Raw genomic sequence first — 15,817 nt, forward strand, 5'->3', positions numbered from 1 at the left:
GTTCATATCGGCAGGATTTCTTTTTTTTAATTCTATCTTTGCAAACTCAACTCATAAACTATTTGCTATGAATCATCACGAATTTGCCCAAATGTGGATCAATGCGTGGAATTCTCATGATCTGGAGGATGTACTTTCCCACTATTCAGATGATATTGAGATTACAACTCCTATGATTGCACTGGCTACAGGCGGTAAAGAAAGCTCTTTAAAAGGAAAAGAAGCTGTTCGTGAATATTGGAGAAAGGCATTGGATAAATTTCCGGACCTCCATTTTGATCTGATCCATTCCACAGCAGGAGTAGATTCGGTAGCATTATTTTATAAGTCGATTATGGATAAACATGCCGTTGAAGTCATGTTTTTTAATGAAGAGGGAAAAATTAGTAGAATGTATGCTCATTATGATTAATGGGTAACATACGTAGAAATTGTCACTATTATCAACGATGAAAATTAATCTTAATCAAAATAAGAATTTAAAACTATTTAAAATCATTTCTGAAGCAGCAGAAAGGAATAACCAGTCCGTATACATTGTGGGTGGTTATGTGCGGGATCTGCTGATGAACAGAAAAGCATCTACCGATATAGATTTTGTAACGGAACAAAGCGGAATTGAGCTTGCTCAGCATGTAGCGCAGGATATAGATCCGAAATTGAAGGTTTCCGTATTCAAAACTTACGGAACGGCTATGATCAAGTATAAAGAACTTGAACTTGAGTTTGTGGGAGCAAGAAAGGAAAGCTACACAGAAAACAGCCGGAAGCCGGAAGTGGAAGGCGGAAGTCTTGAAGATGACCAGAAAAGAAGAGATTTCACCATCAATGCGATGGCTATTTCTTTAAATAAAAATAATTTCGGAGAATTGATTGATCCTTTTAATGGGATTGATGATCTTGAAAAAGAAATTTTAAGAACTCCCCTGGAACCGGCACAAACCTATTCTGATGATCCGTTAAGGATGATGAGAGCAGTGCGTTTTGCTTCCACTTTAAATTTTAAAATTGAGGATGAATCTTTGAAAGCAATCCAACAGGAAGCAGAAAGAATCAGGATTGTTTCTATGGAAAGAATCATGGTAGAGTTTAACAAAATCATGATGTCTGAAAAGCCGTCTGTCGGACTGAGACTGATGGAACAAACCGGTCTTATGAAGCTTGTTATTCCTGAACTGATCGAACTGAAAGGCGTGGAAGAAGTGGAAGGACAAACCCATAAGGATAATTTTTACCATACGCTGGAAGTAGTGGATAATATTTCTGTGAATACCGATAATCTTTGGCTTCGCTGGTCTGCCCTTCTTCATGACATCGGAAAAGCTCCTACGAAAAAGTTTGTAGAGGGAACAGGATGGACTTTTCACGGGCATGAATTTTTAGGTTCAAAAATGGTAAAAACACTTTTCCAGAGATTGAAATTACCTTTGGGAAGTGACATGAAATATGTTCAGAAAATGGTCAAGCTTTCATCAAGGCCAATTGCACTGATTACGGATGATGCTTCAGATTCTGCATTAAGAAGACTTTTATTTGATGCAGGAGAAGATCTGGAAGATCTTTTCACCCTTTGCAAGGCAGATATCACCACTAAAAATTCTAAAAAACAAGAGAAATTCAAAAGAAACTTTGAATATGTAGCGGTCAAGATCAAGGAAGTGGAAGAAAAAGATCAGGTAAGAAACTTCCAGCCGCCTATCACCGGAGAAGAAATTATGGAAATGTTTAATCTTAAGCCGGGCCGTGAAATTGGTATCCTGAAAGAGAAAGTGAAAGAAGCTATTCTTGAGGGTGAAATTCCCAATGAAAAAGAAGAAGCAACGAAGTTTGTCATTGCTGAAGCTGAGAAACTGGGATTAACCTTATAATTCAATTTAGAAAAATATTAAAAATTCCGGCGGGATGTTCCATCCCGCCGGAATTTTTTCCTTAAGGAAACAAAGCCGGCCGGTTTCGAAGAAACCGGCCGGAAAAAAACACAAATGATGAAAAAATAAAAAATTATTTTTAGAAGTAATAATTATTGCGGGTTAAGGAAAGTTCCGTTAGCACCAAGACCACCTGTTTTAAGGGAGGTAAGCTTAGTACCCGTAGTTGCTGAATATACAGTCATTTCGCTTTCCTGAGTAAATTGTTTAACATCTGATGCAAAAATTCTACCATCAATAACATTAAATCCATAAAGCGTAAAATAAGGACCACCGTCTGCAGCTGTCAATAGCGGGCTTGCAGGAACTGTTGGTGTAGCTAAACTTGTTGTATACACTTTATTGGCAGAACTGAAATAGATTTTATCATTATCAATCTGAAGATTGGTAGCACTTGGAATTCCTGTCAATGTAACTACTGGTGTCATAGCCCCTGTGCCGGAGATTTTATAGATATAAGAATCAGTAGCCGTAGAAGAAATTGTATATACATTGGATTTGTATGAAATAGTACTGTTGATCTTACCATTCGGAACAGTAAGTTCAGTTTTACTGTCATTAGAAGTATTGATATAAGTAATCATATTTCCATATCCTGAAGTAGCATTCTGTACAAAAATATTTCCACCTGCTTCTACTGCTTTATCAGCCCCGCCTGTCATTGTGATTTTGCTTACAAATGAATAGTCGGAAGCCTTATATTTCGTTACACTTGTTGCATTCGTAGAGAAGTTTAGGTTAGCAACATAGATAAAGTCATTGGCAAAAGCAATTCCTCTCGGGTTATCAATCTGATTGGTGATTACTCCTAATTTCTTAAATGTATAACGGTCTACTACAACAATTTTGTTTGAGTTATTGATCACAAGATAAGCCTTATTTCCATTAAGACCAATGGTCTGAAGAACGTCACCCAGAATTTCTTTATTGTTATTGTACCCATATACGTCATCCTGCTTCAAGCTTAAATCTCTTGTCAGGAATGTTACTTTGGCACCCTGGCTGTTAAAATTCCCTTCATTAGAGATAAAATATCCGTTCTGGTAAGTGATCGGAGAAATTTCAAACTCGGCAGAGTCACTTGTACATGAAGACATATTAAACAATAGTACAACTGCAAATAAGACAGTTAAAAGTTTAGTTATTTTCATAATTTATTCAATTTTAATTTATTAAAAATTTATTGCGGCATACACACTATAGTTTCTTTTCGGTAAAGGATAGAAAGAAACGGTTTTATAGTAGGTATTGGTTAGATTATTCACTTTAAACCCTAAGGTATATTTTTTTGCTAAGGTGGCAGAAACTCCCATATTTAAAAGAAAATAAGGATCTATAGCTTCTGATCTCTTTTCATCACTTGTGGTGTAGGTAACACCGTTCAGCTGTCCCTGTGCATACAACCTGAAGAAACCATATTCGTAATCTATACCGGCATTTCCCCTGTGCATGGGAACGTAAGGTCTCTGCATCTTCGTTTCTTTATCGATAGCTTTTGCATAATAATATGCTGCATTGGCTCTGAATTTATGATTTCCCCACTGCTTGCTGAAAGACAACTGAGATTCCAGCCCGTAAGATTCGGATTTATTGACATTGTATGCCTGCCAGTATCCCATAGCCGTTGGAAGCCATACAATAAGATCTGTGATGTTCATATAATAGGGAGACAGAGTAAGTTTGAAATCTCCCGCTTTGAACTCATTGGTCATATCCACCTGAGTAGAGGTTTCCGGTCTCAGATCTTTATTTCCTCCCGGTTCATAATAAATATCATTAAATGAAGGATATCTGAAGTTTTTGGATACGTTAATACTCAGATCATACCATTTTGCGGCGTTCCATTTTCCGGAGAATGAATACATAAAGGGAGACTTTACATCTTCTACAAAATCTTTTTTGAATCCTCCTTCAAAACGCAGGTCTTTTGTTGCAAAATACCGCAATAATCCCGAAACAGAACCTATATTCCTGCTGACATTGGATATTCCGCTCTCGTACCCTTCTCCTTTATTAATCTGAAATTCTCCGATGATATTAAAATTCCATTTTGAGTTCAGGAAATAATTAAAATCATTTTTAAAGATATAATTTTTCCCGGTTCCTCCACTGGATTTAGGCTGGTTTAACGAACCGAAATACTGAAAATTCTCTTCCGTGTAGGCTGTTTTAAGGGAATTGCTGAACTTCGCTTTGTTCCAGTCCCAAGAAAGAAGACTTCTTACACTTTGAGTTGTATATTTTGTTTTTGTTCCCGTTTCCTCATACACGGGATAATGCTGTGAAGAATCAAAAAACTGGCTTTGCCACGAAACCTTATGATCGTTTGTAATTTTATAGGATGCTCCTACATTGAATGTCGTATTGTAATAATTCCCGTTTCTGTTGATATAATTCAGATCGCTTACCTTATAATCATTTTCACTTACGGAATAATTTCCGGAGGCTTTAAAACTGAACTTATCATTGCTGTAAGACCCTTTCACAAAATTATTATAGGTATTAAAGGAAGCCACTTCAGAAAATAAAGAACCATGGAAACCTTTATTAAAATCAAGGGTGTTATTCAGGTGAATACTTCCCCCGATGGCACCACTTCCGTACACCACGCTTCCTCCACCCGCTTTGATACCGATCTGATCATAGCCGAACAAAGCAATATTATTGATATCTCCCTGCCCTAAAAAATTAGAATTGATATTAATTCCGTTCCACACGAATGCAGTCTGCTGGGCGGTAGTTCCTCTGAAAGAAGGTGAAGACACAGCTCCACGGCCATTTTCTTTAATAAAAACCTGCGACTGAAACCTCAGAAGCTCCGAAAGATTACTGGAATTTTTTTCAGCATCTTCTGCTGTAATTGTTTTTACGGGATGAAAAAGTTTCACCCTGTTCATCTGGTTGTCGAAGACATAAATAGTGTCAATCGTTTTCTCTTGTCCAAAAAGAAAACACCCATAAGATGAAAAAAGCAGTACTAAAGATCTTTTTATATCCATACTTTTTTACTTTTCCTCCGAAAGCAATATGTTTTTTAATTATAATCCTGGCAGGTCTCCTGACTTTCGCATTCTGCTCCTTCCCGTTTTTACACAGTGGCGTTTTGCAGAAACTTGTGTTGCGATTTACAGTTGCGGGGACAGTCCGGGAGTTACACCCGATTCCCTTTTCATTCCAAAATACTGGAAACCAAAATTTTTGCAAAGATAGTTTTTTATATGTATTCGCCAAAAATCAGACTTTTCTATACAAAACATGCTATCCTTTTGTTATATACACAAAAAAGAACGGCCGCTTTCAATACTGAAAACAGCCATTCATCCCACTACTTTACTATTTATATATGTTACTTTTTAATAAATTTATAAGGCTCCTGTTGTACTCCTTTTACTGAATATTGTAAAATATAATCTCCTTTTGACAGGGATGAAACATCAATCTGTCCTTCTACAGTATCCAATGATTTTACCTTTTGTCCAACCATATTATAAATTTCTGCTTTCTCTATTTTTCCTTTCCCTTTAAAATACAGGATGTCAGCCACTGGATTAGGATAGATACCTGCATTGTTTTTCTCTTTCACAGCATCACTCACCGATAAAAATTCAGAAGTATCGAGGTAAAAAGCAATCATCTGCCCTGAAGCATTCGTCCCTGACCCGGCAATTTTCTTTCCGTCCTGTGAAATCGCAAGAGGAAGTCCCATTGTTACTCCATTAGTGGCAATTCCTAAAGAAGCCGCATAATCATTCAGGTTTATCCTTCCGGCGGCAGAGGTCCAGATAAAGCCTTCTCCTGACATGGGAGGAGCCCCAAATGCTCTGTAATACCCGATCACTTTTTTCCCATCAGCAGAAATCCCGGTGGCACCTCCTTTGAAGCTGAAAGAAGCATTAGGATGCGTTATATAAGTAAGTCCGCTCACAGCATTCCAGACATAAGGATTAGGATTTGCCGAACCTATTATTGTATTTCCGTCTGCAGAAATTCCTCCTGCTTCTCCTACATGATTCCCATTATTATCTGTAATAAAACTTTCCACTCCATCCTGCCATTTTGCTCCGCTTCTCGTTCCGGTTGATTCATCCTGCCAGCCTACAATCACTGTTCCTGCTGCATTGATTGCATTTGCTCTGGAGCTGCGTCCGGGAACTATACTTCCCAGATCTACGACGCCGTTTACTTCGTCCCATTTCACAGCATGTGCGTTCGCAGCAGTAAGGAATCCCAGGCCTACAATAGTATTTCCATCGGTTGACATTCCCCAGGTAGAGCTTACGCTGCCATCCCATCCTGTAGGTACAAGCCCGCCTCTGTTTACCCATGTGGCCGTAGCAACATCATAAGTAGATATTTCATTGAATCCTGTTGCGGCATTGGTAACGGAGGATGATATTTTGGTCCCGTCATTCGAAACAATGGTTCTGCCTGCAGCCGGATACCCGTTTGTTATAGAACCTATCTGTACAAGTCCTCCTGCAGCATTCCATTTATATATACTTCCTGCACTGGTGTGCAGGCTTACGACTCCATTATCCGATACTGCGCCTACATTATAATTTCCCAGGCCTATTACAGTAAGCTGTGCTTCTGCAAAACCAAATTTCAGGAAAAGACAAGCTATCAATATTTTCATTGACATTCTGTAAAAATTTTTCATATTTTATTATATTTAGCGTTTCGAATTGGTGAAAACAATATTAATACAACATTCACTCAATTAAAAGAAATTGACTTTCATAATTCGTGAATTTTAAAAGAGTTTAATTTTTAAAACACTAGTAACCAAACAGATATAAAACAATATTTTGAATATGGATTTTACCGGAATTATTCAAAAAAACACAAAAAACAATTTATCAGGACAAAAATTATTTCACATTTTACTGTTTATTTTCACTTTCTGCTTCCTTATTACCAAAGGACAGTCCGGCCCCGACTTCAATATGCTAGCAGATAAAGCATTTCTGAAATTATATCAGAATCCCGACGAATGCATCAGTTATACCCAGGGAATTCTTGTGAGTGATCAAAATAGAGAGCACAAAATTGTACTTCAAAATATTATTTCACAAGCTTTTGCCCTGAAGGGAGACTATGTACAGTCTGTCAATATTTTTGCTCAAAAAGAAGATATTGATCAGAAAAATAACCTTTCATATTGTATGCAGGTCTTCAGTGGTTATAATCTTGCCGATCAGTATCAGAATCTGGGTTTATACAATCAGTCAAAGAGAATTATTACCAATCTTTTGTCCGATCAGAAACTTCCTAAAAGTAATGATCGTTCCTTAAGAATCACCACTGCAAAATTGTATCAGCTTCAGGCATTAAACTCAGGAATCAACAGAAACTATCCTGAAGCCTTACAAAATCTTGATAAAAGCAACCAATACCTGGGGAATCATAATGAAGAGAACAGAATTTTAAAAATAGAAAACAGAATTTTTCGCTCTTCTTATCTGCTGAAGCAGAATAAATCGATAGAATATAAAACGCTTATAGAAAATGTGATTGCTGATCTTGAATCTCAGAAAAACCAGCCGTTTCTTTTAGGTTTGGCTTATGAGAATCTGTCCCAATACTATTTCCTGAAACAGGATTATGCAACCTCTATTCAAAAACTGGAGGCAGGTCTTCGATTGATCGAGAATCTTCCGTTTAATAATTTAAAAATTAAAATTTACGAATCACTGTCCCGTAATTATTACGCGGTACATAATGATGCAAAATATCATCAGTACAATAAACTTTACACTGATTTAAAAACAAAAACAGATGCCGGTTCAAAAGAAGGGATACGATATCTCGTGAAGCTTGTGGAAACCAATCAGAATAAAAACATTGAATTTCAGAGGTATATGCTTTTAAGATCTTCCTCGGTTTTAATCTTCATTATATCTTTGATAATCCTGGGCTTGCTTACCTATTTTTTAGCCATTAGAAGTAAAAATAGAGATTTAAAAAAACAGTTTGATTTCTTTGAAAAGCAGACCAGCCAAAAGACTAGGCCGGCTATTTTAAACAAAACAAATACAATAAAAGATAGTGGGACGCCCAAAATATCGAAGGAAAAAGAAGATGAAATTCTGCAAAAGTTAGAAGAATTTGAAAGATCCGACAGATTTCTTAATAAAAACATGTCTCTGTCGCTGCTTTCTTCTCAAATGGAAATCAATACAAAGTATCTTTCCGAAGTCATTAATAATAAGGAGAAAAATTTCAATAGGTATATCAACAAACTCAGGATCAATCACATTGTAGAATTACTAAGAAGTGATGCTGCTTTTCTTAATTATAAAGTGAGCTATCTTGCAGAATACTCCGGATTTTCATCACACAGTGCCTTTACAACTGTTTTCAAATCTGTTACCGGCATGTCTCCCAACACCTATATTCAGGAAATCAGTAAAACAAAAGCCTTATGAAATCCATTTTAAAAATAATACTGCTGCTGGCTGTTTTTTGTCATTGGGCGAAAGGCCAAAAGACGCCCGACAGTGTCTTAATAAAAAAAGCAAAACTTGAAATTTATGATAACCCTGACAACACCATCAAAATCGGGGAACAATTGTTAAAAAAATCTCATGATATAAAAACCTCCATTGATCTCTATATGCTGCTTTCAACAGCCAATATTGCTAAAAGAAACTTTGAGGAATCTTTACAATATATTTTAAAAGCAAAGGAACTTCTACAAAAAACCAATGATCCCAGAAGCCAGGCCGGAGTTCTCATTTCAGTCGCTATCCAGTATCAGCAAATGGAACTTTTCAGCAAATGTCTTGAAACACTGAATGAGGCTGAACAGTATATTGCAAAAATTCCCGAAAAAAATCCTGAAAAATATATTGAGACGGCAACCAGTTACGCAATAAGAGGAATGGTATATAAAAGCCAGTCTAATTCAGAAATTGCTTTGGAAAAGTTTCTGATTTCAATACAGAATTTTGAAAAGGTTCCCGTAAAGAAAACCACTTATTCCAATATGAGTGTGGTGTATTACAATATTGGGTACTGTTATCTGAACCTTAATCAAATTGATAAAGCACAGGAGTCTTTTCTGAAGTCTGTCAGCTATGCGCGTAAGAACTATGCTAAAAGTCTGGAAGCATTCGCTTTGAAAGGAATTGCTGAAATACATAAAGGAAAACATGAAAATCAAGCCGCAATAAATCTTTTACTGAAGGCTGGGGAACTGTGTAAAAATACCGGAGATATTATCCTGAACGAAGGGCTTTACAAGGAATTAGCTGAGAATTATCTTGCTTTGGGACAACAGGATCTTTATCAGCAGTATAATAAAAAACACCTGGAAATGCGTTTTCAAAGAAAACAGAATGAACTGAAGTCTATTAATCAGGTGATCGACAATCATAACAGGGAAACCGCTTTAAAAAGTGAGAAACTAAAATCTGACGATCGTTATATTAAAATGGGTTCTGTTTTCCTGGGAGGTATTTTTATAGTTCTGCTTATATATTTTATTATAAAAATCAGAAAGCAAAATAAGAAGTTTCATCAGGAGATACAGCAGATGATAAGAAGAACTTAAGCTATGAAAACAAAAAAACATTCCGGGTTGGAATGTTTTTTTATACTGTAATTGTTTAATTTATCAATAAAATGTTTAGCGAACCATTCATTTATCTACCAATAACTTCAGTAATCGGGTTTCCTACATTTCCACTTGGGAATTGAATTTTCAATAAAGAAGATACTGTAGGTGCAATATCCGTCATGTGATATTCTTTATTGCTTTCTCCCTGCTTTACTCCCCAACCCATAAAGATCAGTGGAATATGAGAATCGTAAGAATTCCAAACACTGTGCGTAGTTCCTGTTTTAGAATATGGCGGAAGCATAGAATCGTGAGAGATTAACTGAATATCTCCGCTTCTCTGTCTGTTGATCCCGTTGATAATTCTTTGTTTAATTGGCTCCGGAATGCTTGACTCCTGAACTTTGTCCACAGAAACAGCATATAAAACGGTAGGATCTTTTTCAATTTCTTTTACAGCGAAATTTCTAACATCATCCAATTCAAGCTTGTTGTCTGCCAATACTTTTCTGTCGAAATAAATCTGATAGTTATCTATGGCATTGACCAGTTTATCAGTTCCGAATTTTTCTTTCAGTTTCTGGTTCAGATTCTTTTCCGCATCTTCTCCGAAGAAACCTGTAGAGATTTTATGTTCTTTAAGGAATCCTACAGAGTGTGCTCCTCCGTGATCAGCAGAAAGGAAAACCGTGTACTCTCCTTTTCCTACTTTTGAATCAAGATACTTGAAAAACTCAGCTAAATCCTGATCTAATCTGATATATACATCTTCTACTTCAATAGAATTTGGCCCGAATTTATGTCCTGCATAATCCGTAGATGCCAGATTGATGGCTAAGAAGTCTGTAATATTATCTCCACCCAGCTTTTCACCTTCTACAGAAGCTTCTGCCAGTTTTAAAGTCAATGTATTTCCAAAAGGAGTATAACGGATATTGTCTTTTTTAGTCTGATAATCTTTTGCTAAATTACTGTAAGGGAAAGTAGGTGTTTTTGCACTTCCCAACAGACCTTCCCAAGGAGAATTGTCTGGTGCGCTTTCTGTATATTCGTTGATTGGAAGTAAAGTATTCCAGCCATTCGCTACTAACTTTTCAGGAAGATTCTGAGAGTTGAATGATTTTATCCACTGAGGAAGATCATTCATATACCACGTACTGGTAATGAAATTTCCTGTGCTGTCATCAAACCAGAAAGCTCCATTTGGAGTGTGTCCTGCAGGAAGAATGGAAGCACGGTCTTTCAAAGAGACACCGACTACTTTTCCCTGGAAGTTTGTTGCCAGTCTCAATTCGTCAGTTACTGTGGTAGACCAAAGGTTTTTCGGAGAGTGGCTTCCCGTTTTTGTATTGGTAGTACCTACCGGCTGAACGTTCTCATCTGCAGTACAGTAAACACCTTTACCTGTTTCCTTATCTGTCCAGTCATTTCCTGCAATTCCGTGAATAGCGGGTACAGAACCTGTATAGATACATGTGTGTCCCAACGCTGTAACGGTAGGAACATAAGGAATATGTACATTATTCAAAGAATATCCTGTATTTAAAAGTCTTTTAAAACCGTCATTTCCATATTTACCATAAAAACGGTATAAGTAGTCCCAACGCATCTGGTCTACTACCAGACCAACGACTAATTTAGGTCTTTCCAGTTGAGTATTTCTGTTCTTCTGTGCATTGATTGTAACTACGGAGAATAAAGTAGCTGCCGCAATTGAAATGTTCCTAAGCATCCAAGTAAATTTTTATTGTTGACAAATTTAAGGGTTTTGAAAGTTTTGGAGTGTGAAATTTTATTTAATTTTGATTATTGTACAATTATCAACCAATCTTCTATGATTTTAGGCGTATACTGGTATTTCAAATTTCCGGAACAATTATATGACTTTCAATTTTTCAAATTTTCTCCTGGACTTGGAGGACATGCCGATACTCCTGCTGAACTGACTGCCAGAGTACAAGTGGAAAATACAGCTGATTTTGTCCATAAACTGCAAGAGTTAAAATCTAGCTATAAAAGGACATATTTACACCTGAATATCGATGGGAATCAAATGATCATTAATATTGGTGACCATATGCTTTTTGATTTCCATTTTCAGTTTGCATTAGAAATTGAAGAATTATTAATCCGGGAAAATGCTGTATCAGTGGAATACAGTGTTCCTTTTACCATTCAATCTACCAAAAGTTTTCCTCCGGAAAAAGAAGAATTCAACAATATAGAACACCGCTTCATCCAGATGGTGGGTTCGGATTTCAGAAAAAGCAATGCAGAGAATTATGCAGCCAGAATTGATTGCAATCTGCCTTTGCAGTACAAGCAGGATCTTATTAATGATTTAGACCGTATATGCAGAGAAGAAAACATCCATGTATTTTACTATAATGATTTTGATTTTAAAGATCATTGTAACCTGATGCTCTTTTTCACCAATGGCAGACAGAAAAAAGATTCCCTGCAAAAGGTTGACATCAATTCATTTGGACGTAAAGTGAGGCAGCTTAGCCAGAAATATCCTCTTCATTTCGGTCATTTCGGAAGCTTTAAGGAATATCCTTTACACGGACCTCATCCAGTGTTGATGATAGATGAAGAATATATTGTAAACAAGAAATAATCCTTTCAAATTCAAACTTATGATCAAATTCAAGTATGTTATTCTGTACGTGGAAGATGTAGAACTGTCCATGAATTTTTATAAAAACACCTTTGGTTCCGAAATAAAATTCATCACTCCTGAAAAAGATTATGGCGAACTGATGACCGGGGAAACAAGTCTTTCATTTGCTTCTGTGAGCCTGGCCAATTCCAATATTAAAAAGGGCTTTTTAACTGCAAAAAAAGAAGACAAACCTTTTGGAATAGAACTGGGATTTACAACGGATGATGTGGAAGCCTTGGTAGAAAAGGCACTAAAAAACGGGGCTGTTCTTTACGAAGATATCGCTGTAAAACCATGGGGACAAAAAACAGCTTATATCAAAGATCCCAGCAATTATCTGGTAGAAATCTGTACTGAAATGCAATAAAATGTAAAGGTGGAAATAAAAAAATTACAGCAGCTGTCCTCCAATCCCAGCTCAGGATGGGGAAATAACGGATATACAACAGACATACGATATGTAGTTTCATCTATTGAATTCGGAGGTTCTTTTGAGTTTATTATAAAGGAAAAGTCTTTGCCTTATACCAAAATCTGGGAAACGACTTCCGAAGACCTTGAAGAATTGAATACCATCATTGAACAGGGAAATTCCTTTGGTGCTTTTGTCAATGAAGAGCTGGCAGGCTGGATCATCTGCGAACACAGAACGTGGAACAACAGTTTTTATATAGAAAACATTCTGGTTGACGAAAAACACAGACGGCAGGGAATCGGAATCATATTGATTAAAAACGCCATTAAAGAAGCTAGGAGATTAAATTGCAGGGTTATTGAACTGGAAACACAAAATACCAATTATCCTGCGATACAATTTTACAGAAGAATGGGATTTAATATTACCGGGCTCAACACAAGGTTGTATGAAAATACAGAGGAAATTGCGCTTTTCATGACTTTGGATATAGAGTAATTTTATCATATTCATTAAAACACTTGCTGGTGTGTTAATAATTTTATACATTAGTAATCAACAAATTAAAAATGATTACTATGAAAAATCTTAAAAAACTAAAGAGAAATCAGCTGGTGCTGATCAGCGGAGGTGACACTCCTTATGCCTTATGTGATATGGATGGCAACTGCCCACCAACGATAGGTTCCTACTATTGCAGCGATGGTACCTGTTACAGAGTTTCGGGCGGTGGCGGTAATCCCGGATGTAATGAACCGATGCGTCTTTGCCAGGAATGGGAAACAGGATGCGGGTGTGTTTATATGTAAAGTATACTTGTTAGATAAAATTTTGTTGAGGGCGGTTTTTCCGCTCTTTTTAGTTAAAAAAAATGCATATTTGCATTAGGACTAATATCAAAAAACTCATGTTACGACAAACTTATTTTATAGTTGCACTCACTACCTTTTCATTCATATATTCGCAGAAAAAGACATTTAAATGTGCAGAAGTTTATGATGCTGTCAAACTTATTGATAAGGAAAAATATGATGAGGGTATCGCTATCCTTAGAGAATGTGAAAAAAAAGATCCACAAGATTACACCTACCCGTATGAAATTGCACTTGCCTATATCCGAAAAGAAGACTATAAAAGTGCCATATCACTGTTAGAAAAAATCAAAGATTATCCCAATATAGATGACTATTATTTTGCCCTTCTCGGCAATGCATATGATTATGCCAATAATCCTGAACAAGCTATAAAGACGTATGATGAAGGATTAAAAAAGTATCCGTCTTCCGGAAAACTTTATCTGGAGAGAGGGGTTGTTTTTGAACTTGAAAAAAAAATAGACCAGGCCATTGAAAGCTACCAAAACGGAATAAAGGCAGAACCAGCATATCCATCAAACTATTACAGAGTAGCCAAATTATTTTTAAATTCTAATAATATGCTATACGGTCTTGTTTATGGTGAAATATTCTTAAATCTGGAACGCACCACTTCCAGAAGCCAGGAAATGAGTCAACTTTTATATGACGGGTATAAAAAAGCAGTAAAATTCAAAGATAAAAGTACAACAGTTGATTTTTGCCAAGCCTTTATTACTATTAAAAAAGACAGTAAACCTACTGATCCTCTTCCTTTCTGTCTTCTTTACAGCGGATATTTTGCATTCGCTACTGTCGATAAAAAAGAAATCAATCTGGAAAACTTGTCAGATATCAGAAGAAAGGCATTGAGGGAATATCTGAAATACAAAAATAAGCCGTCAAATGTTTTATTAGACTATCAAAAAATATTGGATGATAACAATCTATTTAATGCTTATAATTATTACCTATTTCAGATAGGAGATCAAGAAGCGTTTAATAGCTGGCTCATTAATAATAAAGCAGAATATGAAAAATTTGTGGATTGGTACACCAATGATGCCAATATTCTTAAAATTAATGAAAAAAACCTGTACATTTCTGATCCTTTACCTAAATAATCTGATGCTTTTCTTTCGAAGAATTTAAGCGAACTTCATTATTTTCGTAAAAACAGGATCAATTAATATATTGCAAAACGCTCCGAAGTTTATCATTTTCTAATTATTGTGCCATCTCTCACTCGGCTGGCTTCATTTCCGGGAGCACAAGGAGAAAATCAAAACCGTTAAAACGAATGAAATCACATTACCCACCAAACAATATTTGATGAAAACATTAATCTGGAAAGGAATATTTTACCAATCTCTTGAATATTTTAATTTACAATCTGATGATAAAAACTATACGGTAGAATCAAAGATCATCGGTTGTCTTGAAGATAAAATATATAGTATAGAATATAAAATTCACATTGATAAAGACTGGCTCGTTCAAGACTTTCTGATCGAATCGGAGATCAATAAGGTAAAAAGAACACTTGCCGGGAAAAAAATCCAGGATCAATGGGAAATTAATGGTGTTGTAAATCCTGAATTTGATCATTTCGATTTCATAGACATTTCGCTTACTCCGTTCACCAACACTCTACCAATCAACATTTTAAAACTTTCCGAGAGGAATTCTCAAAAAATTGATGTTCTGTACATTGACGTGTTAAAACATGAGATCAGACCTGTTCAACAACAATATACCCGGACAGCTGTTAATAAATACCTGTATGAAAATATCGAAACCGATTTTAAAGCTGAAATTTCGGTGGACGAAAGTAGATTAGTCACCAGCTACCCTGAATTGTTTGAAAAGATTGCAGAATTCAGACTCTGAAACAAACAATAACAATTTAGTCAAGAATACTTAACAAAAATACATTTTAAATCATGAAAATAAAACGACAAGTTTTGTCGTTGTGTGCAGATAATTTTGCTACAGAATAATATAAAAGCTAAATGTAAATAAGGAAGTTAAATATTTAACAGTAGGTTTTACATTAAATCACACTAATATAATTTTCCTACCTTAAAAGTGTTAAATTCGCAAGGTTTTAAAAAGCTAATTACTAACTCAAAAACAACATTGGAATGAGAAAATTCTATCTCGGTGCATTCACTTTATGCACAGCCCTGGGCGTATCTGCGCAGGAAGTGGTGTGGCAGAAAGATATCCAATCCTCTACTCAGGATTTTCTAAGCCAGGTTACCACAACCATCGACGGGCAGTATCTTATCACAGGAAGTTCTATTCAAAGCAATAAGCAACAGGTTTCAGGCAGTAAGCAAAACAACGGTTACGATTTTCATTTAGTAAAACTCAATCAACAGGGTCAAGAAG

At 36.0% G+C, this 15,817-nt stretch carries 14 protein-coding genes, 1 pseudogene and 1 riboswitch; of the genes and pseudogenes, 11 read left to right on the forward strand and 4 right to left on the reverse strand.

What is annotated here, in order from left to right; genetic code table 11:
- Window positions 1-67: 67 nt before the first annotated feature.
- Both AC5YGI_RS05240 and AC5YGI_RS05245 read left to right on the forward strand, forming a co-directional pair.
- Entirely contained in the window at window positions 68-412 is a 345-nt protein-coding gene (locus tag AC5YGI_RS05240) for a nuclear transport factor 2 family protein (RefSeq protein WP_110011357.1), read from the forward strand.
- Window positions 413-449: 37 nt separating this feature from the next.
- A complete protein-coding gene (locus AC5YGI_RS05245; protein ID WP_496167707.1) occupies window positions 450-1,868 on the forward strand; it encodes a CCA tRNA nucleotidyltransferase in 1,419 nt (472 codons plus the stop codon).
- 152 nt (window positions 1,869-2,020) lie between these two features.
- Here AC5YGI_RS05245 and AC5YGI_RS05250 read toward each other — a convergent pair whose 3' ends face one another.
- The 3 genes from AC5YGI_RS05250 to AC5YGI_RS05260 form a co-directional block, all read right to left on the reverse strand.
- A complete protein-coding gene (locus AC5YGI_RS05250; RefSeq protein WP_202838854.1) occupies window positions 2,021-3,079 on the reverse strand; it encodes a YncE family protein in 1,059 nt (352 codons plus the stop codon).
- Between the two features lie 21 nt (window positions 3,080-3,100).
- On the reverse strand, window positions 3,101-4,927 hold the full coding sequence (locus AC5YGI_RS05255) for a TonB-dependent receptor plug domain-containing protein (protein ID WP_330747351.1): 1,827 nt from the start codon (window positions 4,925-4,927) through the stop codon (window positions 3,101-3,103).
- A 32-nt stretch (window positions 4,928-4,959) separates the two neighbouring features.
- Window positions 4,960-5,137, reverse strand: a riboswitch (cobalamin riboswitch).
- Window positions 5,138-5,274: 137 nt separating this feature from the next.
- Window positions 5,275-6,588 carry a T9SS type A sorting domain-containing protein gene (locus tag AC5YGI_RS05260; RefSeq protein ID WP_330747352.1) on the reverse strand — a complete coding sequence of 438 codons (1,314 nt, stop codon included), beginning with the start codon at window positions 6,586-6,588 and terminating at the stop codon, window positions 5,275-5,277.
- Window positions 6,589-6,742: 154 nt separating this feature from the next.
- On the opposite strand from AC5YGI_RS05260, the gene AC5YGI_RS05265 reads away from it, so the two are divergent.
- Both AC5YGI_RS05265 and AC5YGI_RS05270 read left to right on the forward strand, forming a co-directional pair.
- Window positions 6,743-8,356 (forward strand): helix-turn-helix domain-containing protein, encoded by a 1,614-nt coding sequence (locus AC5YGI_RS05265; RefSeq protein ID WP_496167710.1) that lies wholly within the window; start codon window positions 6,743-6,745, stop codon window positions 8,354-8,356.
- Window positions 8,353-9,483, forward strand: a complete 1,131-nt coding sequence (locus AC5YGI_RS05270) for a tetratricopeptide repeat protein (RefSeq protein WP_496167711.1) — start codon at window positions 8,353-8,355, stop codon at window positions 9,481-9,483. The genes AC5YGI_RS05265 and AC5YGI_RS05270 overlap by 4 nt, the downstream gene beginning before the upstream one ends.
- Window positions 9,484-9,574: 91 nt before the next feature.
- Here the strand turns inward: AC5YGI_RS05270 and pafA are convergent, their stop codons facing one another.
- Entirely contained in the window at window positions 9,575-11,221 is a 1,647-nt protein-coding gene (pafA, locus tag AC5YGI_RS05275) for an alkaline phosphatase PafA (RefSeq protein ID WP_446105095.1), read from the reverse strand.
- Window positions 11,222-11,323: 102 nt separating this feature from the next.
- Between pafA and AC5YGI_RS05280 the strand changes: the two genes are divergently transcribed.
- From AC5YGI_RS05280 to AC5YGI_RS05310, 7 genes and pseudogenes are all read left to right on the forward strand, one after another.
- Window positions 11,324-12,109, forward strand: coding sequence for a hypothetical protein (locus AC5YGI_RS05280; protein ID WP_496167713.1), 786 nt, complete (start codon window positions 11,324-11,326; stop codon window positions 12,107-12,109).
- Between the two features lie 19 nt (window positions 12,110-12,128).
- Window positions 12,129-12,521 carry a VOC family protein gene (locus tag AC5YGI_RS05285; protein ID WP_446105093.1) on the forward strand — a complete coding sequence of 131 codons (393 nt, stop codon included), beginning with the start codon at window positions 12,129-12,131 and terminating at the stop codon, window positions 12,519-12,521.
- Window positions 12,522-12,530: 9 nt separating this feature from the next.
- Window positions 12,531-13,067 (forward strand): GNAT family N-acetyltransferase, encoded by a 537-nt coding sequence (locus AC5YGI_RS05290; protein WP_446105092.1) that lies wholly within the window; start codon window positions 12,531-12,533, stop codon window positions 13,065-13,067.
- A gap of 80 nt (window positions 13,068-13,147) precedes the next feature.
- Window positions 13,148-13,378, forward strand: coding sequence for a hypothetical protein (locus AC5YGI_RS05295; protein WP_330747359.1), 231 nt, complete (start codon window positions 13,148-13,150; stop codon window positions 13,376-13,378).
- Between the two features lie 98 nt (window positions 13,379-13,476).
- A complete protein-coding gene (locus AC5YGI_RS05300; RefSeq protein ID WP_496167714.1) occupies window positions 13,477-14,547 on the forward strand; it encodes a tetratricopeptide repeat protein in 1,071 nt (356 codons plus the stop codon).
- A 208-nt stretch (window positions 14,548-14,755) separates the two neighbouring features.
- Window positions 14,756-15,313 carry a putative glycolipid-binding domain-containing protein gene (locus tag AC5YGI_RS05305; protein WP_496167715.1) on the forward strand — a complete coding sequence of 186 codons (558 nt, stop codon included), beginning with the start codon at window positions 14,756-14,758 and terminating at the stop codon, window positions 15,311-15,313.
- Between the two features lie 254 nt (window positions 15,314-15,567).
- A pseudogene (locus tag AC5YGI_RS05310) lies at window positions 15,568-15,817 on the forward strand (T9SS type A sorting domain-containing protein); the annotation flags it as partial.

Source organism: Chryseobacterium sp. CS3K3.1 (assembly GCF_059515165.1).